This window comes from Proteus cibi (genome assembly GCF_003144405.1).
GTDB classification, from domain to species: Bacteria; Pseudomonadota; Gammaproteobacteria; order Enterobacterales; family Enterobacteriaceae; genus Proteus; species Proteus cibi.
Genome location: NZ_PENW01000033.1, coordinates 63643 through 87532 on the forward strand (window position 1 = coordinate 63643; position 23890 = coordinate 87532).

The window sequence follows — 23890 nt, forward strand, 5'->3', positions numbered from 1 at the left end:
TGAGCTCCCTTATTTTTTCAGAAATGGAATTATTGGTTTAAATATTGTTAATGCCGTCTCTTTGACTGTTTGTAAAAAAGGCTCGTCTAATTGAGAGAAAGCACGCTGAACATACATATCACTCATTTCACCCTCTCGATTATAGCTATCCGTTAAATGTTGCATCAGTACTAATTCTGCTTTCTCAAGTGTCTCTTCATCATCAAGTAAAAATGCTTGTGATTTTTTATCATAGCAAGCTTGTAACCAAGCCCAGCCACTTTTCGCAAATAGCGCTAATGGACTGTTTAGCCCTTGTTTATAATCACTGATTAATTTGTCCAATATTGAATAGGCAACGTCAGGATCAACTGGTAATAAACACCATTGAGTCTCTTTTCTACCATAAAAACGGCTCTCGCCCGTGCCCTCTTTCAAACAATAAACTAAGTGCTCAATCCAAAGCTGCAACAAGTCATTAGCGGTTAAGCTAGCTGGTCGCCAACGTAATAAACCATCAGCTTGTACCTCATTTAAACGACCAATCAATGGCATTGCACTAAAGCTTTGCTCTAATGTGACAGAATGTGTTGCCGATCGTTCACTTCTTATCTTTTCAGCTAAAGGAAGTAATTCTTCTATTTGTTGCTCCCAATAAATCTGACCAAATGCACTCGCAGGAAGTTGTCCCGCTGCTTTGATGCGCTCAAACAAAGCTTCTGTTGAGGTTTGATCAATCAATGCTTTTAATAACCATTGATTCAATAGATAACGTTGAAGTGCATTTATTACAAATGGCTCTTCTTCAGGTAATTCTGTTTCTTCAATAACAAAGTTTGTTTTTAATCTTTGTTGGAAGAAAGCACGAATAGGGTGACGATAAAAACGAGCAAGCGCATCAACAGAGACATTATCTATTGTGTCATCATCATTAAGTGCTTCCGTAAAACTTTGATGTACCTCCCCTTGTCCACTGGCAGCAGGTAGCCATTCAGCGGCATAAGAACGAAAGGAAGCGTCTATTCGGAAATTTTCTTGAGCAAAAGGAACTCGGCTATGCTGTGTGAATAAATGCTGATTTATACGGTTCGCACTGTCATCGACATTGAGTTCACCATCCTCCGGTAAACGGAAATTTTGACCAATATAATCTTGTAACTCTTTGATTAAAACTGATGGATTACATTCTCGATCGTCACGTATTGATTTCCCGATATAACTGATATAAAGGTATTTTTCAGCTGAACTAAGCGCTTCAAGAAATAAATAGCGGTCATCATCACGACGTTTTCTATCACCTCGACGGCGTTTTTCAGCCATTAAATCAAATCCTAACGGCTGAATATTACGAGGATAAATACCATCGTTCATGCCTAATAAACACACTGCTTTAAAGGGAATAGAACGCATAGGCATTAATGTGCAGAAATTAATGCTACCCGCTAAGAAACGTTGACTGATTTTTTCATCATCGAATCGTACTGTTAATTCATCACGAATAAGGACTAACGGAATTTCATGTTGATATTGTGCTTTCAACCCATTTTCAATCACTTTTTGCCATTGTTGGATAATCAGCGCTAAGACTAATTCTGTTTCCTCATCAGACTCAAAAAAGGCATCCACTAATTGTTGTCCAACTTCTAGCCATGCTTCTAATGAACGGGTTTCACTCAAACGTGTACGCCAATCACTTAATGTATAAAGAAAATCAGCAAGATGTCCTGCAAGTTCAGCAACTAATCCACTGGATTCATCGTAAGGAAGAACACCTTTCCAAGGCCCATTTTCACTTTCCATCGCATAGCCAAGCAACATACGCAGTAAGCCAAACTCCCACGTATTTTTCCCCGTAATGGGTAATAAGAATGAAGCCACATTCTCATCATCTAATCCCCAGCGTATGCCTGACTCATCAACCCAACGACGTAGTAGTTTTAGTTCATTTTCAAAAATAGAAAAATGCCCCGCTAAAGCAGGAACTTCAAGCAGCGCTAAGACTTGCTCGGCAGTAAAACGACTTTGAGGAAGCTCTAACAACGTAATAAAAGCCTGTAATACAGGGTGCGCTTGACGAGCTTTTCTATCTGAAATAGCAAAAGGAAGATAACGTTCCGAAGGCGCATTACCAAACACTGCTTGAATATAAGGAGTATAACTATCAATATCCGCAACCATCACAATAATATCACGCGGTAACAATTCAGGATCTTGCTCTAGTAAATGCAGTAATTGATCTTGTAACACTTCCACTTCGCGCTGTGGGCTATGACTGGCATGAAAAGTCAGTGAATGATCATCTGGCGAAATCACTCGTTTATTTTCACTACACTCATAAGTTTCAAGTGTTGTACCTAATTGCGAAAAATCTTCTAAATCAAGAATGTCTGCTTGCAATTGATGAAGTAAATTGTCTCTTGAAATCTCAACAAACGCATCTAACACATCGGTATATTCAAGTTCAGAGAGGAAATAAAGGTTATCTTTACCCAGTTTTCCCCATGACGCTAATAGCGGATTACCGATATTTTGCTCCCCCTCGTCATTAAATAACGACGATGCATTTTTTTCGTCTTTAAACCAAGGTAATTCATGTAATTGCTTATAATGGCGTGGTTTTCGGCTATTAAGACGAGAGAGAAATTTAGGATCTTGAATATCTCCCCAATAATAACGGCAAGGATTGGTAAAGAGTAAATAAATTTCGGTATGACGCCCTATCGCTTGTAATGCCTGCAAGTAAACTTGCGGTAGCGCTGAAATCCCACAAATAAAAATACGGGGTGGAAAACAGTGCTGAAGCTCCCCTTCTTTTGCATTATTTAATGTCGAAATAAATTGCTGATAAAGATTAGAGCGGTGCCATTGGGGCTGATTAAGATCTTTTGTGTATTGTTGTAATGCTACCCACAATATTTTTTGCCAGCGTTGGTTTTCACTCAACCCTTCGATTAATTCATCTTTTTCCCACGAAGCTAACCAATCAGAACGATACACTAAATATTGGTCAAATAAGTCAGCGACACGCCCTGCTAGCTGGTGAAGTTTACGTTTGTCTTCATCATCATCAAGGTAATGCAGTAAGGGCTTAAATTCTTCATGAGGCAAAAATTCAGGGAGTAATGCCATTAATTTCCATGTCATGGCATCTTTAGAAAAAGCGCTTTCTTTAGGTATACCTGATAATACCCGCGTAAACATTTCCCAAATAAAAGTTGCGGGTAATGGGTAACGGATATTAGCAGCAATACCCAAGCTTTCTGCAAGCTGAATTTGCAGCCACTGAGACATGCCGGGGCTTTGTACAAGGATCACTTCTTGTTCAAACGGAGAAGAAAGTGGTCTGGTCTGCATAAAGTGCACCATAAGTGACTTTAGTAATGACAATTGATTTGAGTGATATATATGAAACATCAGATCCTCATCTTATTAATAGCATGACCAGTAATACAGCCTTATTTCGGGTAATACATTATTAGCAACATAACCTTCTATTTGCAGACAACCTTCAGACTGTAAAAGTGAACGTGTCATTATTTTGGGGTTAAATGCGGAATAGTCAGGTGATTTATCAGATATTTGTTCAAATAAAACAAAAAGTTCCTGCCCTGCCTGCTGAATTTGAATTAACCGCTGAAAGTCAGCTTTTAATGATTGACTATACCCTATAATAGCGACAAAACTAATATTAAAAAACAGTAATATAAACATTGTATTAAGTAAAATAGAGCCGCTTTCTGATTTATTTTGAATGTTATCTATAACACACACTCCCTATGCACTAATGGGCAATAATCTAGCCATCCATTTTGATGCGCAACAATGGATTTATTCTTGTCCTTCAAAAAATCAACCCATTGATAATGATATATTTTATAACCATTTACGCTTTCTGCTTGTCCTTGCAATAAGCCCTTTTCTAAAGAAATCAAAAATAAACAGCTTTTTATTTTTGGGTTTGCATGAAAATGGCGACATTGCCATTTATTTAACTGTGGCGATAAAATTTCCCAATTCAGTTTTATTCCCCACGCTAATGCAGATTCAGCAAATAAAAAAGCCTGTCGTGCTTGTAACTCTTGCATCACGATTTGTTGAGACTGCCTGTAATGATAAGCAAAATTCCCAAGCGCCGATAAACACATAACAATAAACCCCATTACGACAAGTAAACTGGCAAATCCTTGCTCACTTTTATTGTGAATTGAATCAATACTCATCATGCAGTCACATTCCTTAACCGAATGTCATTTTTATAATGCAACTTTACTGTAGTATTTTGTTTTAAATGGCATTTTAAAGAAACTGAAAGATAAAAAGAGGGTTTCTCTTTGATAAGATGTTGTCTTGAGTAAGGGCGTAAAATAAACTCAGTCACTTCAATCTCATGGCTTTCAAAAAATCGTTGCCATCCTGAAGAAGTACAATTTTGTACTCCTCTTAATTGTTCTAATTGCCCATTTTTAAGCCGGTAGCCAAAATAATCGCTCTCTTTTGAAGAGGGAGCATCCCATCGACCATTGCCATTTACGTCATAAGCAAAAATAATGCAGGTGTTTTTTTCTTGATAAGAATACTGCCCTATTTTTAATGGGGAAGTGTGTGGCTCCTTTAACTGCGATATATCGGCACAATCACCTTGGCAATATCCAGTTCGCCTGAGTTGTGCTTCTAGTACCAATAATCTTTCTCTTAAAAAGATATCTAACTGATGCTGTTGGTAAGAATGGAGCAGAGTATTCATTAGTTGAGGATAAGCCCGACTAATACAAAGAAATAGCACACCGCTCATGACCATGGCAAAAAGGCATTCCATTAACATCATGCCAGATGAAAAGGAAAATATTGATCGCTTTAACATGGCGAAAACACCTTAATTTTCTGGCTACATGCTCGTATTCTGCCTAAAGAGGAAATAATAATTTTCACTTCACCCTCTGAGCTTTGAAGCACAAAATTCATTGGTCTTAAGGTTTGACGAACACGCCCAAACGTAAAATTTGAGACTGTTGATTGTTTAAGTTGAACACCCGTAGATAATTGAAAAATAGTTTGTTTTTCATTTGAATACGGTAGAGGAAAAGGCGTAGCGACGACTTGATTACTGGGTGATAAATGAAATGATATTTTAATTTTTATATTAAACAGTAGCGCTTGTTGTCGCTGATAAGAAAGAAAAGCAATGGTTTCTCGCACACTATGTATCAATTGACGTTGATGAGTAAATTGCTGATAGGTCGTGATTGATAAGTAACTTAAAATTGAGGCTATCATCATGACAACCAGCATTTCGAATAGGCTTATTCCAAATTCACTCTCTTGCTCAAGTTTACTGTTTAGGCTTATTTCCATATTACTGTTCATTCTGTTCTCCTTTAGCGCCTGCAATAAAGATGCAGCTAAACCTTTGTAAGGTAAATAAAAGAGAGTGTTTTTTTCGAACAATGCCGCAGGAACAATATTTTCAGAACAAACACAAAAAGTAGTCTTCGATAAGGCTAGAATTAAACTTATTCTATTGAATTTAATGATAGAAAATAAAAAAGCCTCTGTTTATCACTAAACAGAGGCTTTAAAACATAAAGGAAAGATCAAACCGTAAATGGATATTTTATCGCTTCATGGCATTGATAACCTTCAACAGTAAAGTCATCCGTTGTTACCCACGTTTCGATATCTTCCAACGTTTTAATTTTTGGATTGATATGTAATGTAGGTAACGGTAATGGCTCTCTTTTTAGTTGTACATCTCGCATAAGTGGTAATTGGTTTTCATAGATATGTGCATTGATTATCTTATGAAAAGCTTTACCTGGCTTATGGCCTGTAATTTGAGCCACCAGCGCTAATAAAACAAAGCACTGTATTTGGTTGAAATTTAAACCCAATGGCACATCACAGCTACGTTGATAAGACGTTAAGTAAAGCGTATCACCCACTAATGAAAATGTGTGTGTATGCATACAAGGGCGCAAACAACCTAGCTCGGTTTCGCCTGGGTTATAGAACGTTACGATCTCCCCCCGATCATCTATACCTTTAGTCAGGTTATCTACCACTTTACGTAGTTGATCAAAATGGGAGCCATCAGGGCGTTGCCATTGGCGTCCTTGAACACCATAAACACGCCCCATATCGTCTTCACCTTTACGATGTGGGTTGTTTAGCCATGCCTCATTTTCATTTGCGTTTGCATTCCATGTATTACAACCAATTTCACGAAATTGAGCTGCGTTGTTGTAACCACGTAAATACCCTAACAATTCTGCAATTGCGGCTTTATAGAAACTTTTACGTGTCGTTATCAGCGGAAATTGGTTATTCGCAACATCATATTCCAGATCGGCATTAATCACCGTTAAACAACGGGTTCCTGTCCGTTTATTATCAATCCATTGCCCTTCATCGATAATGCGTTGACACAATGCCAGATACTGCTTCATGTTGTCTCTCTTGTAATTAGCTAATAATAAAAAAATTTATCTCACACTATTTGTGAGTAGGTGTTGGATTCTGTGGTGTCTTTTTATCTTGACGATAAGCCCATACCATAAAAATAATACCCAACAAAATCATTGGAATTGAAAGTATTTGTCCCATACTCACACCACCAAATAATCCTAGTTGTGCGTCTGGTTGACGGAAGAATTCAACAATAATACGGAATGCACCATAACCGATCAGGAACAAGCCTGACACACTACCTACAGGGCGACTTTTACGTACAAAGATATTCAGGATAATAAATAGCACCACACCTTCTAACAGCATTTCATAAAGCTGTGAGGGATGACGAGGTAAAACGCCATATTCTTGAATAATCGGCAGTAGTGTTGTTGGATCTTGAGCAACAAGCTGGAGATCTTCAGAACGAGAGCTTGGGAATAAGAAGGCCCAAGGCGTATCTAATGTGACGCGTCCCCATAATTCACCATTAATAAAATTACCAATACGACCTAAGCCTAAACCAAATGGAATTAAAGGTGCCACAAAATCAGCCACTTGGAAAAATTTACGTTTAGTGCGTTTAGCAAACCAAATCATGGCACAAATGACCCCAATTAAACCACCATGGAACGACATACCGCCATCCCACACTTTAAAGAGATAAAGAGGATCATTTAAAAAGACAGGTAGGTTATAGAATAAAACATAACCTAAACGACCACCGATAAACACACCGACAAAACCAACATAAAGTAATGTTTCAACTTCATTTTTATTCCAACCACTATTCGGTTTTGCCGCTCGACGATTTGCAAGCCATAAGGCAAAGACAAACCCAACTAAATACATCATACCGTACCAGTGTAATGACACGGGTCCGATAGAGAACATAACGGGATCAATCTCTGGAAATTTAAGGTAGCTTATACTCATTATTCCCTACTTCATTTAATCAATAATTTCTGTGCTGGTTATTTATTACCAACATAGAAAAGGCTTATACGAAGGTCGACTAAATACCTCCGCGAATTAATCCACCTAATCCTTGCCGTTCCATAAATTCAGAAGACAATTTTTTGATTTCTGTTGCCGTTTCAGCTTGCAACACCTGTTGCATAAAAGACTGTAACATCACAGGATCAAGATGGCGCAATAAGTATTTTACCCTAGGTAAACTACGACCACTCATGCTTAACTGCCTAAAACCGAGCCCTATTAATAGCAATGCCCCTATTGGCGTACCCGCCATTTCGCCACAAACACTTACGGGTAACTGATAATATTGGCATTGTGTTGCAATCAAATTCAGTGAACGCAATAAGGCAGGATGCAAATTATCATAGAGTGATGCTACATGGGTATTATTACGATCGACCGCAAGCAAGTATTGCGTCAGATCGTTTGTTCCCACTGAGATAAAATCGACCCGATTAGCTAATTGTGACAGCATAAAGACCAATGAAGGTACTTCAAGCATAATACCCAGCGGAGGTGGGACACATTCACAGTTTAGCTCTCGACTCACTTCATCACATGCTCGTAGTAGCAATGTTCTTGCTTCGTCAATTTCATCAATACTTGTCACCATCGGCAACAAAATTTTCAAATTTTTAAATTCGAGGTTTGCTTTTAGCATTGCGCGTAGCTGAATAAGGAAGATCTCAGGTTGATCAAGTAATATTCTGATCCCTCGCCAACCTAAACAGGGATTTTCCTCATTAATTGGCATATAAGGAAGTTGCTTATCAGCACCAATATCTAAAGCTCGCAATACAACCGGTTTATCCGGGAAAAAAGAGAGTATTTCGCGGTAGCGATTTTTCTGTTCATCTTCAGATGGAAAGCCGCTTTGTAGCATAAAAGGGATTTCAGTACGATATAAACCAACGCCATCAATTCCCACACTAATGCGTTGCTCATACTTTATATTTAATCCAGCATTCAATTGAACGCTAACTGCCTCGCCATTTTTTAAAACCGCTTGCTGTTCGAGCTGCTCTTCTGCAATTTGGCTTAATACGCTCTCTTCATCAATAATTTGTTTGTATTCTTGGGTAATAAAAGGCTCTGGCTCAATAAATATTTCACCACGATAACCATCCAGAATAAGCATGCGATTATGTAAAAGCTCAGGTTGAATATCTGCCCCCATAATCGCAGGTATTCCCATTGCTCTAACAAGAATGGCAGAATGCGAGTGAGTTGCGCCATCTCGAACAATGACACCAGCAAGTTGCTGCTCGGGTAACTCTGCCAATAGACTTGCACTTAATTCATCAGCAACCAAAATAAAACGCTCTGGCCAAATATTGGTTGAGCTTAGATCATCATCTAGATGGAATAATAAACGGCGCCCTAATGCTTTAAGATCAGAGGCTCTCTCTCGCATATAACCATCTTTTAGGCTAGAAAATTGGGCAGCCACTTTCTCAACCACCACTTTAACTGCCCATTCCGCAACATACCCTTGTGTAATGATTGCAGTCATTTTATGTTTAAGTTGCGGATCATTGAGTAAATGCGAGTAGAGATCGAATATGGCAGCACTCTCTTTTTGTGCATTCGCCATAAATCGCTTACTAAAACGACGACATTCTGCGGTAGCATCTTCTAACGCTACCGTAAGTCGATGTAATTCTGCTTTTATATCAAGAGCACTGGCTTTAAAGACATTTTCAAGGATAGGTTGAGAGACTTCTTGCCAACCATAAGCCATAACGACGCCAGTCGAAACTGAAAGTGCTTTGATCCGACTTTGGCGATATTGACCAAAAAGCCCTTTAGTTTGTACTTGCGATAATGTAGCACCAAGCTGTGTCGCCAACGTCACCATAAAAGATTCTTCGCTTTCATTAAATAAGCGACGCTCTTTTTGCTGAACGACTAGCACACCAAGGAGTTGACGGCGATAGACAATAGGAACGCCAAGGAAAGCACGAAGATCATCTTCTTTAACTTGAGGAAGGTATTTAAAACTAGGATGTTCGCGAATATCAGCGAGGTTGATAAGCTCAGAAAGACGCCCTACTTCCCCCACAACGCCTTCATCAAATGAAAGGCTAACGGCTCTCCCTCTAGGTTTTTTTAGCCCTTTGGTCGCCATAAGATAAAAACAACTACGTTGTTTATCAGCAAGATAAATAGAACACACATCCGTGTGCATTGCCTGACACGTTTCCTTGACTAAGAGTTCAAGCGCTTCTGGAAGCCCTGCTGCCATAGCCACTTTTTCTACAATTTCTCGCAAACGTGTCAGCATAGTGTTATCTAATACCTTTTACGCCGATATCCATACGATGGACGTGGTAAAAACACTTGTTCTTGCAATGGCATGACTACTGGTGCGAACTCTTTCATTACACGTCGGTAAACATCGCGTTTAAAAGAGACGACTTGTCGAACTGGATACCAATAACTCACCCAACGCCAGCCATCAAATTCTGGCGTTTTGCTTTGTTGAACATTAATGTCTTTATCATTACTTGTTAACTGCAAAAGGAACCAACGCTGTTTTTGTCCAATACAAACAGGTTTTGTGTCCCAACGCACCAAACGCTTAGGTAACTTGTAACGTAACCAGTTACGTGTGGAGGCAAGAATTTTGACATCCTTGCGACTTAACCCAACTTCTTCGAACAACTCTCGGTACATTGCCTGCTCTGGCGATTCTCCAGGATTAATTCCCCCTTGAGGAAACTGCCATGAATGTTGCCCATAGCGACGAGCCCAAAGCACTTGCCCTTGCCGATTACAAATTACAATCCCTACATTCGGGCGGTAGCCATCATCATCAATCACTAGACTACCTCAATAACCAAATTTGAAAGATAACTCATTGTTTCATACTCCCCACAAACGGTAAACCTCTATCAACAGACTTTGCACAACGCGCGTATTTATCTACAATGGGAAAGTCTCAACGGGGTGCCTTGTTAGGCTGAGAAAAACTCGTGGAACCTGATCCAGCTAATACTGGCGTAGGGATTTGAGTCAGGATGTTGCAATATTCATTGGTTTGCCATCCTCACTCCTCAGATCCTACCTGACTTTTACTGAGGAACTAAACGTGTTAACTAAATCGCTTCGTTTTACTTTTCTTATCGGTGCACTGGGTATTATGAGTGCTTTTTCAACTCAAGCCTTAGCACAAAAACCTACGCTCACTGTATACACTTATGATTCATTTACCGCAGATTGGGGCCCCGGACCTGCAATAAAAAAAGCGTTTGAACAACAATGTCATTGTGAACTAAAACTGGTTGCTCTGTCTGATGGCGTGTCTCTACTTAATCGCTTACGAATGGAAGGTGATAAAAGTAAGGCAGATATTATTTTAGGATTAGATAACAATCTGATCCACGCAGCAAAAGAAACGGGACTGTTCGCACCAAGTAATATCGATACATCCAAACTCACTTTACCTGAAAAATGGACTGACGATACCTTTGTGCCTTATGACTACGGTTACTTTGCTTTTATTTATGATAAAAACCGTGTCCAGAACCCGCCTAAAAGCATGACTGAACTATTAAACAGTCAAGAGAAATGGAAAATCCTCTATCAAGATCCTCGCACCAGTACCCCAGGCTTAGGTTTAATGCTCTGGATGCAGTCGCTTTATCCTGAAAACACGGCGACTGAATGGAAAAAATTGTCAGAGAAAACACTAACAGTCACTAAAGGTTGGAGTGAATCTTATGGCTTATTCTTAAAAGGCGAAGGTGATTTCGTACTTAGCTACACATCCTCTCCGGGGTATCACATTTTAGCGGATAAAAAAGATAACTATGCGGCGGCGATTTTTGATGAAGGACACTACTTACAAGTCGAGGTTGCTGCAAAACTTAAGTCGAGCAAACAACCTGAATTAGCCCAGCAATTTATGCAGTTTATGTTGACTCCTGCATTCCAAGAAACCATACCGACGACCAATTGGATGTATCCTGTTATCGATATGCCATTGCCCGATGTCTATTCTTTGATGCCAAAACCCGAAAAATCATTGCAATTCGATGCAGATGTTGTCGCAAAAGAGCGTCAAACATGGACTCGTCATTGGCAATCTGCGGTTAGTCGCTAATGGCAAGATGGCTTATCCCGGGGCTATGTGCCTCGGGTTTACTGCTTATTGTCGCGCTATTGTCATTTGGTGCATTGTGGTTTAATGCGCCAAGTGGTGAGCTGTCCTCCATTTTTGCTGATGAATATTTATGGCATGTCGTCCACTTTACTTTCTGGCAAGCCTTTTTATCTGCACTCTTTTCGATATTACCTGCTATTTGGCTCGCCAAAGCCCTCTATCGACGCCAATTCAAAGGGCGAACACTGTTTTTACGCCTATGCGCCATGAGTCTGGTATTACCTGTTCTGGTTGCACTTTTTGGTATTTTAACGGTTTATGGCAGAGCGGGATGGATTGCTCAAATTTGTGAATGGCTAGGGATCGACTACCCATTTACCCCTTATGGTTTGCAAGGTATTTTATTAGCTCACCTCTTTTTCAATATGCCATTAGCAACCCGAATGCTATTACAAGCATTAGAAAGCATCTCATCAGAGCAACGCCAGTTAGCGTCTCAATTAGGCATGAATGGTTGGCAACGTTTTCGCTTTCTAGAGCTTCCCTATTTATGGCGCCAAATGCTCCCCACCGCATCACTGATTTTTATGCTCTGCTTTGCAAGCTTTGCCACTGTATTGGCATTAGGCGGAGGTCCTGCGGCAACGACTGTTGAACTCGCGATTTATCAAGCGTTAAGCTATGACTACGATTTACATCGTGCTGCACTGTTAGCCTTGATCCAGCTTTTTTGTTGTTTAGGTTTAGTGCTTATTAGCCAAAAGCTAAAAGGCGCTCTTTTTGTGGGAAACAGTCAAAAGCGACATTGGCGTGATCCCTATGATCCTATCTTTAGCAAAATAACCGATGGTCTCATTATCCTCCTGGCGATCCTCTTTTTAGTGCCCCCTATTTTAGCCGTCATAACTGATGGTCTTAATAGCCAATTTCTTCGTGTCATACAACAGCCTGTACTTTGGCAAGCTTTTACAACCTCACTGATTATTGCTGTTGGTGCGGGTATTGTTTGTGTTGTATTAACAATGATGTTGCTATGGAGTAGCCGAGAACTTCGCTTACGCCATTTTAAAAAAGCAGGTCAGGCCATGGAAATGAGTGGTTTGATTATTCTGGCGATGCCAGGGATTGTATTGGCGACAGGTTTTTTCCTTCTATTCAACAATACAATTGGATTGCCTGAATCACCTTATCTTTTAGTGATATTGACCAACGCATTAATTGCCATTCCCTATGCCTTAAAAGTGCTTGAAAATCCAATGAATGATATCGCTTCACGTTATGGTCTTTTGTGTCAGTCGCTAAATTTACAAGGAATAAACCGACTCCGTTGGATAGAACTACGTGCATTAAAAAAACCCATCTCCCAAGCACTTGCCTTTGCTTGTGTCATTTCTATTGGTGATTTTGGTATTGTTGCCCTCTTTGGTAATGAAACATTTAGAACATTGCCTTTCTATCTTTATCAGCAAATTGGCGCTTATCACACACAAGATGGGGCTGTAACCGCCATGATCTTATTGCTACTTTGCTTCACTCTTTTTAGCCTAATAGAACGATTAGCTGGAAAATCTCATGATTAAATTAGAGCACCTTGCTTACACTTATGAACACCAACATCTCTTATTTAATCTAACGGTTAATGCAGGAGAACGCATTGCTGTATTGGGACCAAGTGGTGCAGGTAAAAGTACATTGCTCAGTTTAATCGCTGGTTTTTTACCCTCAGAAAAGGGAAGCCTGTTTCTCAATGGCGAAAATCACACTAAAACCGTCCCGGCTAAACGTCCTATCTCCATGTTATTTCAAGATAATAATCTATTCCCCCATTTAACGGTAAGACAAAATATTGGTTTAGGGTTAAATCCGGGGCTAAAACTGACTAGAGACCAACAAGCGCTCTTAGAGAGTCGGGCTGAACAAGTGGCGCTTAGTGAATATCTTGAACGCTTACCGTCTCAATTATCAGGTGGTCAGCGTCAACGTGTCGCAATTGCACGTTGTTTGGTACGTGAACAGCCGATTTTATTACTCGATGAACCTTTTTCTGCATTAGATCCCGCTTTACGCATTGAAATGCTAGCACTACTTGAGCAACTTTGTGATGAGAAAGCGTTAACTTTATTGATGGTCTCACATAGCTTAGAAGATGCCGCAAAAATCGCCTCAAGAGCGATTGTGATTGATAATGGTATGATTGTGTATGATGGAAATACGCAATCACTAATAAATGGTGAAGTGGATCAATCACTTATTTTAGGTATTCCGTTTAATTAATCTCAGCCAAAATTAACTGTATAAATAACCACTACATTGACTATAATAAACACATCTTTAGTGAATTATTTGTGTTTATTGGGTGCTCATGATAGGTCATACGGAACAAGGCTTTATTCTTACTCGCCACTGGAGCGACACACCAAAAGGTATTGTCGTCTCTTATTGGCTGGCAACGGATAATGGTCCACGCAAAGTTACTGTGCCTATGCAACGCGCTATCGGTTTTGTAGCCCGCCAACATGAAACTGTTTTACGCGCACTCATTAATAAAAATCCTGATATTGAAATTCGCCCTCTCGATTTAAAAGATTTCGAAAGACAGCCCGTTTTTGGTGTTTATTGCAAACAATATCGCCAACTTACCCAACTTGAGCAACAACTTAAAGAGCACCACATCCGCCTTTATGAAGCGGATATCCGCCCGCATGAACGTTATATGATGGAGCGTTTTATCACCGCGCCGGTCTGGTTTCGTTATCAACAAAATAATCTTGCTACATTAAAACCAGCATCTGATTATCGTCCAACGCTTCGAGCTGTCTCTTTAGATATTGAAACCAGTGAATTTGGTGAGCTTTACTCTATTGGGCTTGCAGGCTGTGGTGATAATGTGGTGTTTATGCTTACTGATGAGTTACCCACAGAGTGTGAAAGTCAGCAACCTCAAGGCTATCGCTTATGTTATGTCAGTAGTCGATTGCGTTTAATTGAAAAGCTGAATGAGTGGATACAATATTACGATCCTGATGCGATTATCGGTTGGAATTTAATTCAATTCGATCTGCGTATTTTGTACACACACGCCCAACGATATGGCATCAGTTTATTATTAGGTCGTCAAAATAACCCATTAGAGTGGCGAGAGCATGGATTTAAAAAAGGTCATTTTTTTGCTTCAGCTCAAGGGCGTTTAATTATCGATGGGATCGATGCGTTGAAAATGGCAACATGGAATTTCCCCTCTTTTAGCCTCGAATCTGTAGCTCAAACACTGTTAGGTGAAGGTAAAGCCATTGATACGCCTTACGCCAGAATGGATGAAATTAACCGTCGCTTTAAAGAAGATAAACCCGCACTAGCTTATTATAATTGGCAAGATTGTATCTTAGTAAACCGTATCTTTGATGCAACATCGCTTATGGCATTCTTATTAGAGAGAGCTTGTGTTACAGGGCTTTCCGTTGATAGAAGCGGAGGATCTGTGGCTGCATTTACCCACCTCTATCTTCCTTCAATGCATCGCATTGGATATGTTGCACCGAACCAAGGTGAAAAACCCGAAGAACATAGCCCCGGAGGCTTTGTCATGGATTCAGCACCCGGCTTATATGATTCAGTTGTTGTGCTTGATTACAAAAGCCTTTACCCCTCTATTATTCGTACTTTTTTAATTGATCCAGTAGGAATGATTGAAGGAATGCACCAACCCGATGAACAGTTTTCTATTTCTGGATTTCGCCAAGCTCGATTTTCACGAGAGCTACACTGTTTGCCTGCTATCGTTTCACAAATTTGGCATGCAAGAGATAATGCAAAATTACATAAAAATGCGCCGCTCTCTCAAGCTCTCAAAATTATTATGAATGCTTTTTATGGTGTTTTAGGGTCTGTGGGGTGTCGCTTTTTTGATCCTCGTCTAGCGTCTTCTATTACGCTACGAGGTCATGAAATTATGAAAAAAACACGAGAATTAATTGAAGCCAAAGGTTATCAAGTTATTTATGGCGATACGGATTCAACCTTTGTTTGGCTAAAATCACCTCACACAGAACAACAAGCACAACAGATTGGATACCAATTAGTACAAGACGTAAATCAATGGTGGAAAACACACCTCTTTGAAAAATACCAACTAGATTGCAAATTAGAACTAGAATACGAAACCCATTATCGTCGGTTTTTAATGCCCACTATCCGGGGTATGGAAACGGGTAGCAAGAAACGCTACGCCGGACTCAGTAATGATAAAATGGTATTTAAAGGATTAGAAACCGTCAGAACAGATTGGACTCCCCTCGCTCAAAAATTTCAGCAGGAACTTTATACACGCATTTTTTATCAGCAACCTTATCAGCAGTTTATTCGTGATTATGTCGCGGATACACTTGCAGGTAAATATGATGAGAGATTGGTGTATCGTAAACGGTTACGTCGGAAATTATCAGAATATCAGCACCACGTCCCTCCTCATGTCAAAGCAGCACGTAAGGCGGATGAATATAATTTATCCCAAAATAGGCCTCAACAATACCAGCAAGGCGGTTGGATTAGTTATATAATTACTCTCTTGGGGCCTGAGCCGTTGGAGCACATTACCACTGCACCTGATTATGAGCACTATATCAATAAGCAATTAATGCCCATTGCAGATGCAATTCTACCTTTTATACAAGATGATTTTTCGACCTTGTTAAATGGGCAAATGACACTCTCATTTTAAGTTGTGTCATTTTGCAGGTGACGGTTTGCTTTGCATCTATTAACATAACGCCCCTTTGGTGATAATTAGCTTTTCTTTGGTCAAGGAACAAGCCATTTTTATCCCGCAGATTTTAATGACAACACCGCGATACTGCATTCATTAATAATTCCTAAATTATATATTTGAGAGCTGAGTTTATATATATGCCTTTTACTCTTGGTCAACGTTGGATTAGCGATACTGAAAGCGAGCTTGGACTGGGTACTGTTGTGGCAGTTGATGCCCGCATGGTCACCTTACTTTTTCCTGCCTGTGGCGAAAACCGCCTTTACTCCCGCCATGATGCGCCAATAACGCGGGTGATGTTTAATGCAGGGGATACCGTCACCAGTCACGAAGGCTGGAAACTCGCCATTGATAACGTTGTAGAAGATAACGGCCTACTTATCTATCATGGTGTACGTTTAGACACTGAAGAACCTGCACAATTACGTGAAGTCTTCTTAGATAACAAACTCACTTTTAATAAACCTCAAGATCGCCTCTTTGCCGGTCAAATCGACCGTATGGATCGCTTTGCATTACGCTACCGCGCTCGTAAGTTTATGAGCGAGCAGTTTAAACAAGCACAAAGTGGTTTACGTGGTATTCGTGCAAGTCTTATTCCTCATCAACTTTATATCGCCAATGAAGTGGGTAAACGTCATAACCCTCGCGTATTATTAGCGGATGAAGTTGGTTTAGGTAAAACGATTGAAGCCGGTATGATTATCCACCAGCAATTAATGGATGGTCGTGCTGAGCGAGTGTTGATTATTGTGCCTGAAAGCTTGCAACATCAGTGGTTAGTTGAAATGTTACGCCGTTTCAACCTACGTTTCTCGCTGTTTGATGATAGCCGTTATAGCGAATCTTTATTAGATAGCGATAATCCATTTGAAACAGAACAGATGATCATCTGCTCTTTAGATTTTGTGCGTAAAAACAAGCAACGTTTTGAACACTTGGTTGAAGCAACATGGGATATGTTGGTTGTCGATGAAGCCCATCACCTTGTTTGGAGTGAAGATGCACCAAGCCGTGAATATCAAGTGATTGAAGCGTTAGCTGAATCTATTCCATCTGTATTGCTATTAACGGCAACCCCAGAGCAATTGGGTCAAGAAAGCCACTTTGCTCGTTTACGTCTGCTTGATCCAAGCCGTTTCCATGACTATAACGAATTTATTAATGAGCAACAAAAATATCGCCCTGTTGCCGATGCCGTTACTATTTTGCTATCAGAAGATGATTTAAACACCGAACAACAAAATATCATCAGTGAAATGATCAGCGAGCAAGATGTTGAACCATTACTGAAAGCGGCAAATACTCAAGGTGAAGAACGGACTAAATCTCGCCAAGAACTTATCCATATGTTAATGGACAGACACGGAACGGGGCGTTTGTTATTCCGTAACACACGTTCTGGTGTTAAAGGTTTCCCAAATCGCGTACTTCACGCGATAAAAATGCCACTGCCAACACAATATCAAACTGCAATTAAAGTGGCTGAGATTATGGCAGCGAAAAAGAGCCTCGAAGTTCGTGCAAAAGAGATGCTCTACCCTGAACGTATTTACCAAGAATTTGAAGGTGAAAACGCAACATGGTGGAACTTTGACCCTCGTGTTGAATGGCTACTGGGTTTCTTAACGGCAAATCGTCATGAAAAAGTCCTGGTGATTTGTGCTCAAGCAGCAACAGCGCTGCAACTAGAACAAGTTTTACGTGAGCGTGAAGGTATTCGTGCCGCTGTCTTCCACGAAGGGATGTCATTACTTGAACGCGATCGCGCAGCGGCTTATTTTGCTTCTGAAGAAGAAGGCGCACAAGTTCTACTATGTTCAGAAATTGGCTCAGAAGGACGCAACTTCCAGTTTGCTAATCAACTGGTGATGTTTGATCTGCCATTTAACCCAGATTTACTCGAACAGCGTATTGGTCGTCTCGATCGTATTGGTCAAAATCGCGACATTGATATTAGCATTCCTTATCTTGAAGGCACTGCTCAATCCGTATTATTGCGCTGGTATCATGAAGGCTTAGATGCCTTTGAGCATACTTGTCCAACAGGTCGTACTATTTATGATAGTAAATATGATGCTCTCATCACTTACCTTGCGCAACCTAATGAATTAGCTGATTTTGATGAGTTTATTGTTGCTTGCCGTAAACAGCATGATGAAATGAAACTCAAACTGGAGCAAGGTCGTGACCGCCTATTAGAAATGCATTCTAATGGCGGTGAAGTTGGCGTTGCATTAGCGGGTGAAATAGCGGCTCAAGATAACGATCCTGAGTTAGTGAACTTTGCACTGAATTTGTTTGATATCGTCGGTATTAATCAAGAAGATCGCAGTGATAGCTTAATTATTTTAACGCCGTCCGATCATATGTTAGTGCCTGATTTCCCAGGATTACCGCAAGATGGTTGCACTATCACATTTGATAGAGAGCAAGCGCTATCTCGTGAAGATACCCAATTTATCAGTTGGGAACATCCAATTATCCGTAATGGCTTAGATTTAATTTTATCTGGCGATACAGGAAGTTGTGCCGTTTCTTTATTAAAAAATAAAGCCTTGCCTGTGGGAACGCTGTTAGTTGAACTGATTTATGTCGTAGAAGCACAAGCGCCTAAACATCTTCATTTAAGTCGTTTCTTACCAGCAACACCCGTTCGCTTATTACTTGATCTGAAAGGTAATAATCTTGCCTCTCAAGTTGAGTTTGAAAGTTTTAACCGCCAATTAAATGCGGTTAATCGCCATACATCAAGCAAACTGGTTAATGCGGTACAAAGTGAAGTCCACCATGTACTTAAAGCCTCTGAACCGTTAATGGAAGTTGAAGCGAAAGGACTTATCCAAACGGCGAAAGAAGAAGCCGATCGCGTGCTAACTCATGAATTATCGCGCTTAGAAGCGTTACGGGCGGTAAACCCAAATATTCGTGATGATGAAGTTGAAGCCATTGAGAACGAACGTGCTCATATTCTTAACCATTTAGATGAAGCAACGTGGCGTTTAGATTCCATTCGCCTCATTGTTGTTACCCACCAATAATCACCGTTAAAGCGGGGAGTCTTTTACTCCCCGTTGTTTTGATGAGATATCCACCATGATGGAAGTGTATAACCCGCCGACTGATCCTTGGTTACATGTTTTATATCAAGATGAGCATATTATTGCCGTCAATAAACCCAGCGGATTACTGTCTGTGCCGGGCAAAGCGCCAGAGCATAACGACAGTATTATGTCGCGCATTAAAGCAGAATTTCCTAATGCTGAGTGTGTGCATCGTCTTGATATGGCGACCAGTGGCGTTATCGTTGTTGCACTAAATAAAGAAGCAGAACGTGAATTAAAGCGTCAGTTTCGTGAACGTGAACCCAAAAAAACCTATATCGCACGCGTTTGGGGACATATCGAAAAAGAAGAAGGATTAGTTGATTTACCTTTGATTTGTGATTGGCCTAATCGACCAAAACAAAAAGTCTGTCATGAAACCGGGAAAGCAGCGCAAACTTTTTATGAAGTGTTGGAATACGAAGCGAATGCGACAAGAGTGAAACTTTCACCAATTACTGGGCGATCACATCAATTGCGGGTACATATGCTAGCGTTGGGGCATCCTATTTTAGGGGATCGCTTTTATGCACACCCACAGGCAAGAGCGATGGCACCTCGCCTGCAGTTACATGCTCAGGAATTATTTATTACGCATCCTGCTTTCCGATCCCCAATACATTTCGAATGCCTTGCCGATTTTTAGTGTCGCCTTATGACACTAAAACAGTCACTGAACTCAATGAAGCAAGGAGCAGGCAAAGCGCTAATCCCATAACCCCAACAAGAACACGGACGTTTGACATGGATATAGTTCCTTTTTTAAGAGAAGAGAGAATGAAATAATTAAATTTCACTTATATTTTACCGAGATAAATAATAAACTCAACTTAGTCTAAGTTATCTCTATCACGGAATAATTCTCTCTTTTCTCATCTTCTTTTACAAGATGTTAACGAAATCCTTTTTCTTTTTTAATCAAATCGTAAGCAACTTGTATAGACTGTGCTTTTTGTTTTGCAATTTCCATCATTTCTGGTGGCAAACCTTTCGCAACAAGTTTATCTGGATGATGTTCTCCCATTAGTTTTCTATAAGCCCTTTTTATAGTTTTAACATCATCATTCTCATCGACACCGAGTACCTTACACGCATCAGAGAGCGTTGGGCCTTGAGGTTGGGGCTGATAACCCTGTCCATTTTGATAATGAAAATTTTGACCAGCCTGCATCATTGCTAATATATGTTCAAAATGCGCACGAGAAAAACCTAGCTCATCAATAATGATAAACAGCATTTTTCTTTCATTTGGATGCAGTTGACCATCCGCAAAAGCAGCTTGTAATTGGATTTCCAGAAACATCTGAAGTAAGTCACGACGCCCAACACAAATTTGTCGAACACGTTGCAATGTGGCTCTTAATGGAAAATCAGGCGATTTGCCTTCTCTAAAAGCTTGTTGCGCGGCTTGGCGACCAACACCATGCAGATTCATGCGATCCATTAATTCACTGGCAAGAGAGATATCGGTTTGAGTCACTCGCCCTTTAGATTTTGTCAGGTGACCTAAAACTTGAAAGGTCGCAGCAAAGAAAAAAGCTTGTCTATCACGCGTATAGCGCCCACCACTTCCTAATTTACTTCGTTGCATGTCATAAAGGTGCCCAAGAAAAACACCAATAACAATTCCCCAAAAGCCTATTCCTGCAAAACTACCAATGGTAAGACCTAATAATTTTCCCCAATAGCGCATAGACTCCTCAAATCTTCAATGCTCTGACTGCAATTTTGCATTATCATACTATTCATTTGCTTGCACACCTAACACCAAGCAACCTCTAACTAGACTTTTTCTTAAAATGAAGAGATTTACTGTTTCTCTTTGGACAGAGGTAATGCTGTTTTCGTTTAAATTGTGTTAAAGTAAAATGAGTGACCAAACGAATACCTTTAGCGTTGTTATACAGCACGAAATACCGCATCAGCGCGGTGTTTTTTTGTTTCTAATAAGGCTATAACCCTATTTCAACACAGAAACATCGAAAAAATGAGGCTTACGCCTATTTTTCGGTTACCGTTAGAACAATGTTCAGAACGTTGGGCTGGTGTTGCATAACTCCCTGCGTTAGTTTCTAGCTGTTTATCAGCACGAAGCCACTGATGACGGAAGCACATAAATACTTATGAAAAAAAGTTATCCCACACTGCTGGCCACCCTAGTTTGGGCCACAATATACGGTCAGCCTGCTTATGCTGATCTTGCCTCCCAATGTTTACTGGGAGTTCCTGTTTATAACAAACCATTAGTACAAGGCGATCCTAACAGCTTGCCCGTCACCATCACTGCAACTGATATGCAAGGTGAATACCCTCGCATGATCAAATATAAAGGTGATGTTGATATTAAACAGGGAAACCAAACCTTAAGTGCCGACAGTGTTGAACTGACACAGACAGAGGGAGAAACGCCATTAAGAATGGTCACAGCAACGGGAAATGTGTCTTACGATGATCCTCAAATCATCTTAAAAGGCCCTCGTGCTTGGTCTAATCTTAATAATAAAGATACGGATATCGAGCAAGGTGATTACCAAATGGTTGGCCGTCAAGGTCGTGGTTACGCGGATAAAATGCAACTGCGTGGTGAAAACCGCTATACCATTATGGATAAAGGCATGTTCACGTCTTGTTTACCAGGAGATGATAGCTGGAGCGTTGTCGGCTCAGAGGTTATTTTAGACCGTGAAGAACAAGTCGCTGAAATTTGGAATGCACGTTTTCGTGTCGCCAATGTGCCTATCTTTTATAGTCCTTACCTTCAATTACCGATTGGTGACAAACGCCGTTCTGGTTTCTTAATTCCTAACGGAAGCTATTCCCGTAGTTCAGGCTTTGATTTCTTACTGCCTTATTACTGGAACATCGCCCCTAATTATGATGCAACCATCAGTACCAACTATATCAGTCGTCGTGGTTTAAAATTAGATAATGAATTCCGTTACTTAACCACACCAGGGCGCGGTACAATCGCAGTAGATTGGATTAATCATGATAGCCAATACAATAAAGATAAAGACGAAAATAAAGCAGGTTATCTTCCTCGTGATACTGCTAATCGTTGGTTATTCTATTGGGGACATAGTGGCGTTATGAACAATGTGTGGCGATTTAATATCGACTACACAAAAGTAAGTGATAACAAATACTTCACTGATTTCACTTCTCAATATGGTAACACCACTGATGGTTATGCAACTCAGAAATTTAGTACGGGTTATGCACAACAGAACTGGAATGCCACATTAACGACTAAACAGTTCCAAGTCTTCTCTGATAATAAAGACGCAAGGGCTTATCGTGCCGAGCCACAACTTGATCTCAATTATTATAAGAATGATGTCGGGCCGTTTGATTTCCGTACTTACGCTCAATTTGTTCGTTTTACCAGCGTAGGTGATAATACACCAGAAGCAAATCGTTTCCATATTGAGCCTACAGTATCCCTACCTTTATCAACCGGTTGGGCTAGCTTCAATAATGAATTAAAACTTATGGCAACTCATTACGATCAGGATATCCCTGATGCTTATGAGAAAAAGAACCCTAATCAGTTAAATGATAGCGTTAATCGTGTATTGCCACAGTTTAAATCGGATATGAAAGTGGTTTTTGAGCGCCAATATCAAACCAATGATATTACACAGACCCTTGAACCTCGCGTGCAATACCTTTATGTCCCTTATAAAGACCAATCTAACATCAACAACTTTGACTCGGCATTATTACAGTCAAACTATGGCGGGTTATTCCGCGATAGAATGTACGGTGGTCTAGACCGCATTGCTTCAGCAAACCAATTAACCACAGGTGTTACTTCGCGTTTTTATGATAGCGAATTAGTTGAACGTTTTAACGTTTCCATAGGTCAAATCTACTTCTTTGAGCGCCCAAGAACAGGTCCATCTTCTGTTGGTAACGAAATTATCAATAGCACAGATGAAACAGGTTCAATGGTATGGGCGGGTGATGCTTACTGGCGGATCACAGATACTGTCGGTATGCGTGGTGGTTTACAATATGACCGTCGCTTAGGTAGCGTCTCAATGGGCGATGCAATTATGGAGTATCGCGCTGATAGCGATCATCTTCTACAGTTAAGTTATCGCTATGTAGATCGTGACTATATCCAAGCAACACGTGTTCGTCCTTATGATGGTGGTATTAATAAACTTCCTGAATACCAAAAAGGTATTTCACAAGTCGGTGTCGTAGGAAGTTGGCCATTAGCAGAGCGTTGGGGACTTGTGGGTGCTTATTACTTTGATACCAAAGAATCAGAGCCTGTTAGCCAAATGGTTGGTCTGCAATACAACACCTGTTGCTGGGCTGTAAATGTGGGTTATGAACGGAAAATTGTTGGCTGGAAAGTTGACCACAGCGATATTGATAATAAATGGTCTGTCAATGTGGAACTCAGAGGCCTAAGTAACAATCATAGTTTGGGTAGCCAGAAAATGCTTGAACGCGGTATCTTACCTTATCAAAGAGCATTCTGATTTAATCAGACTACGGAAT

General features: G+C 40.3%; 18 protein-coding genes and 1 riboswitch. Of the genes, 8 read left to right on the forward strand and 10 right to left on the reverse strand.

Going from position 1 to position 23890, the window contains the following annotated elements; genetic code table 11:
* Positions 1-9 precede the first annotated feature (9 nt).
* Positions 10-3393, reverse strand: a complete 3384-nt coding sequence (gene recC / locus DK865_RS16805; RefSeq protein ID WP_109392391.1) for an exodeoxyribonuclease V subunit gamma — start codon at positions 3391-3393, stop codon at positions 10-12.
* 134 nt (positions 3394-3527) lie between these two features.
* Between recC and DK865_RS18975 the strand changes: the two genes are divergently transcribed.
* Positions 3528-3650, forward strand: a complete 123-nt coding sequence (locus tag DK865_RS18975) for a hypothetical protein (protein ID WP_267128449.1) — start codon at positions 3528-3530, stop codon at positions 3648-3650.
* Positions 3651-3737: 87 nt separating this feature from the next.
* Here DK865_RS18975 and DK865_RS16815 read toward each other — a convergent pair whose 3' ends face one another.
* From DK865_RS16815 to rppH, 7 genes are all read right to left on the reverse strand, one after another.
* The gene (locus tag DK865_RS16815; protein WP_228407810.1) at positions 3738-4202 is read right to left on the reverse strand and encodes a DUF2509 family protein; all 465 of its coding nucleotides are present in this window, start codon (positions 4200-4202) and stop codon (positions 3738-3740) included.
* Positions 4199-4840 carry a prepilin peptidase-dependent protein gene (locus tag DK865_RS16820; RefSeq protein WP_109392392.1) on the reverse strand — a complete coding sequence of 214 codons (642 nt, stop codon included), beginning with the start codon at positions 4838-4840 and terminating at the stop codon, positions 4199-4201. The genes DK865_RS16815 and DK865_RS16820 overlap by 4 nt, the downstream gene beginning before the upstream one ends.
* A complete protein-coding gene (locus DK865_RS16825; protein WP_228407811.1) occupies positions 4834-5343 on the reverse strand; it encodes a potassium:proton antiporter in 510 nt (169 codons plus the stop codon). The genes DK865_RS16820 and DK865_RS16825 overlap by 7 nt, the downstream gene beginning before the upstream one ends.
* 227 nt (positions 5344-5570) lie before the next feature.
* Positions 5571-6422, reverse strand: a complete 852-nt coding sequence (locus tag DK865_RS16830; protein WP_023582741.1) for a thymidylate synthase — start codon at positions 6420-6422, stop codon at positions 5571-5573.
* A 46-nt stretch (positions 6423-6468) separates the two neighbouring features.
* Complete coding sequence (lgt, locus tag DK865_RS16835; protein WP_006535954.1) at positions 6469-7359, reverse strand: prolipoprotein diacylglyceryl transferase; 891 nt, start codon at positions 7357-7359, stop codon at positions 6469-6471.
* A gap of 79 nt (positions 7360-7438) precedes the next feature.
* Positions 7439-9685, reverse strand: coding sequence for a phosphoenolpyruvate--protein phosphotransferase (ptsP, locus tag DK865_RS16840; protein ID WP_109392393.1), 2247 nt, complete (start codon positions 9683-9685; stop codon positions 7439-7441).
* A gap of 8 nt (positions 9686-9693) precedes the next feature.
* Positions 9694-10224 carry an RNA pyrophosphohydrolase gene (gene rppH / locus DK865_RS16845; protein ID WP_036913829.1) on the reverse strand — a complete coding sequence of 177 codons (531 nt, stop codon included), beginning with the start codon at positions 10222-10224 and terminating at the stop codon, positions 9694-9696.
* A 112-nt stretch (positions 10225-10336) separates the two neighbouring features.
* Positions 10337-10428, forward strand: a riboswitch (TPP riboswitch).
* 115 nt (positions 10429-10543) lie between these two features.
* Here rppH and thiB point away from each other — a divergent pair.
* The 6 genes from thiB (at position 10544) to rluA (ending at position 20021) form a co-directional block, all read left to right on the forward strand.
* Positions 10544-11506 (forward strand): thiamine ABC transporter substrate binding subunit, encoded by a 963-nt coding sequence (gene thiB, locus DK865_RS16850; protein WP_196727766.1) that lies wholly within the window; start codon positions 10544-10546, stop codon positions 11504-11506.
* Positions 11506-13086, forward strand: coding sequence for a thiamine/thiamine pyrophosphate ABC transporter permease ThiP (thiP, locus tag DK865_RS16855; RefSeq protein ID WP_109392395.1), 1581 nt, complete (start codon positions 11506-11508; stop codon positions 13084-13086). Before thiB ends, thiP begins: the two co-directional genes overlap by 1 nt.
* Positions 13079-13780 carry a thiamine ABC transporter ATP-binding protein ThiQ gene (thiQ, locus tag DK865_RS16860; RefSeq protein ID WP_109392396.1) on the forward strand — a complete coding sequence of 234 codons (702 nt, stop codon included), beginning with the start codon at positions 13079-13081 and terminating at the stop codon, positions 13778-13780. Before thiP ends, thiQ begins: the two co-directional genes overlap by 8 nt.
* Positions 13781-13868: 88 nt before the next feature.
* Entirely contained in the window at positions 13869-16223 is a 2355-nt protein-coding gene (locus tag DK865_RS16865) for a DNA polymerase II (RefSeq protein WP_109392397.1), read from the forward strand.
* A 185-nt stretch (positions 16224-16408) separates the two neighbouring features.
* Complete coding sequence (rapA, locus tag DK865_RS16870) at positions 16409-19312, forward strand: RNA polymerase-associated protein RapA (protein ID WP_109392398.1); 2904 nt, start codon at positions 16409-16411, stop codon at positions 19310-19312.
* A gap of 55 nt (positions 19313-19367) precedes the next feature.
* On the forward strand, positions 19368-20021 hold the full coding sequence (rluA, locus tag DK865_RS16875; protein ID WP_023582747.1) for a bifunctional tRNA pseudouridine(32) synthase/23S rRNA pseudouridine(746) synthase RluA: 654 nt from the start codon (positions 19368-19370) through the stop codon (positions 20019-20021).
* 246 nt (positions 20022-20267) lie between these two features.
* On the opposite strand, the gene djlA is transcribed toward rluA, so the two are convergent.
* Together djlA and DK865_RS18685 are read right to left on the reverse strand one after the other, a co-directional pair.
* Positions 20268-21068 carry a co-chaperone DjlA gene (gene djlA / locus DK865_RS16880; protein WP_023582748.1) on the reverse strand — a complete coding sequence of 267 codons (801 nt, stop codon included), beginning with the start codon at positions 21066-21068 and terminating at the stop codon, positions 20268-20270.
* 272 nt (positions 21069-21340) lie between these two features.
* Entirely contained in the window at positions 21341-21490 is a 150-nt protein-coding gene (locus DK865_RS18685; RefSeq protein ID WP_162556638.1) for a hypothetical protein, read from the reverse strand.
* Between the two features lie 8 nt (positions 21491-21498).
* On the opposite strand from DK865_RS18685, the gene lptD reads away from it, so the two are divergent.
* Positions 21499-23871, forward strand: a complete 2373-nt coding sequence (lptD, locus tag DK865_RS16885) for an LPS assembly protein LptD (protein ID WP_023582749.1) — start codon at positions 21499-21501, stop codon at positions 23869-23871.
* Positions 23872-23890: the final 19 nt, after the last annotated feature.

Coding starts and splice junctions, on each gene's coding strand:
- djlA (WP_023582748.1), bottom strand. CDS start 21,068: ATGCGCTATTGGGGAAAATTATTAGGTCTTACCATTGGTAGTTTTGCA.
- rluA (WP_023582747.1), top strand. CDS start 19,368: ATGATGGAAGTGTATAACCCGCCGACTGATCCTTGGTTACATGTTTTA.
- thiP (WP_109392395.1), top strand. CDS start 11,506: ATGGCAAGATGGCTTATCCCGGGGCTATGTGCCTCGGGTTTACTGCTT.
- thiQ (WP_109392396.1), top strand. CDS start 13,079: ATGATTAAATTAGAGCACCTTGCTTACACTTATGAACACCAACATCTC.
- DK865_RS18685 (WP_162556638.1), bottom strand. CDS start 21,490: ATGTGCTTCCGTCATCAGTGGCTTCGTGCTGATAAACAGCTAGAAACT.
- ptsP (WP_109392393.1), bottom strand. CDS start 9,685: ATGCTGACACGTTTGCGAGAAATTGTAGAAAAAGTGGCTATGGCAGCA.
- DK865_RS16815 (WP_228407810.1), bottom strand. CDS start 4,202: ATGATGAGTATTGATTCAATTCACAATAAAAGTGAGCAAGGATTTGCC.
- rapA (WP_109392398.1), top strand. CDS start 16,409: ATGCCTTTTACTCTTGGTCAACGTTGGATTAGCGATACTGAAAGCGAG.
- DK865_RS16820 (WP_109392392.1), bottom strand. CDS start 4,840: ATGTTAAAGCGATCAATATTTTCCTTTTCATCTGGCATGATGTTAATG.
- DK865_RS16830 (WP_023582741.1), bottom strand. CDS start 6,422: ATGAAGCAGTATCTGGCATTGTGTCAACGCATTATCGATGAAGGGCAA.
- lptD (WP_023582749.1), top strand. CDS start 21,499: ATGAAAAAAAGTTATCCCACACTGCTGGCCACCCTAGTTTGGGCCACA.
- thiB (WP_196727766.1), top strand. CDS start 10,544: ATGAGTGCTTTTTCAACTCAAGCCTTAGCACAAAAACCTACGCTCACT.
- DK865_RS16865 (WP_109392397.1), top strand. CDS start 13,869: ATGATAGGTCATACGGAACAAGGCTTTATTCTTACTCGCCACTGGAGC.
- DK865_RS18975 (WP_267128449.1), top strand. CDS start 3,528: ATGCGGAATAGTCAGGTGATTTATCAGATATTTGTTCAAATAAAACAA.
- lgt (WP_006535954.1), bottom strand. CDS start 7,359: ATGAGTATAAGCTACCTTAAATTTCCAGAGATTGATCCCGTTATGTTC.
- DK865_RS16825 (WP_228407811.1), bottom strand. CDS start 5,343: ATGAACAGTAATATGGAAATAAGCCTAAACAGTAAACTTGAGCAAGAG.
- recC (WP_109392391.1), bottom strand. CDS start 3,393: ATGTTTCATATATATCACTCAAATCAATTGTCATTACTAAAGTCACTT.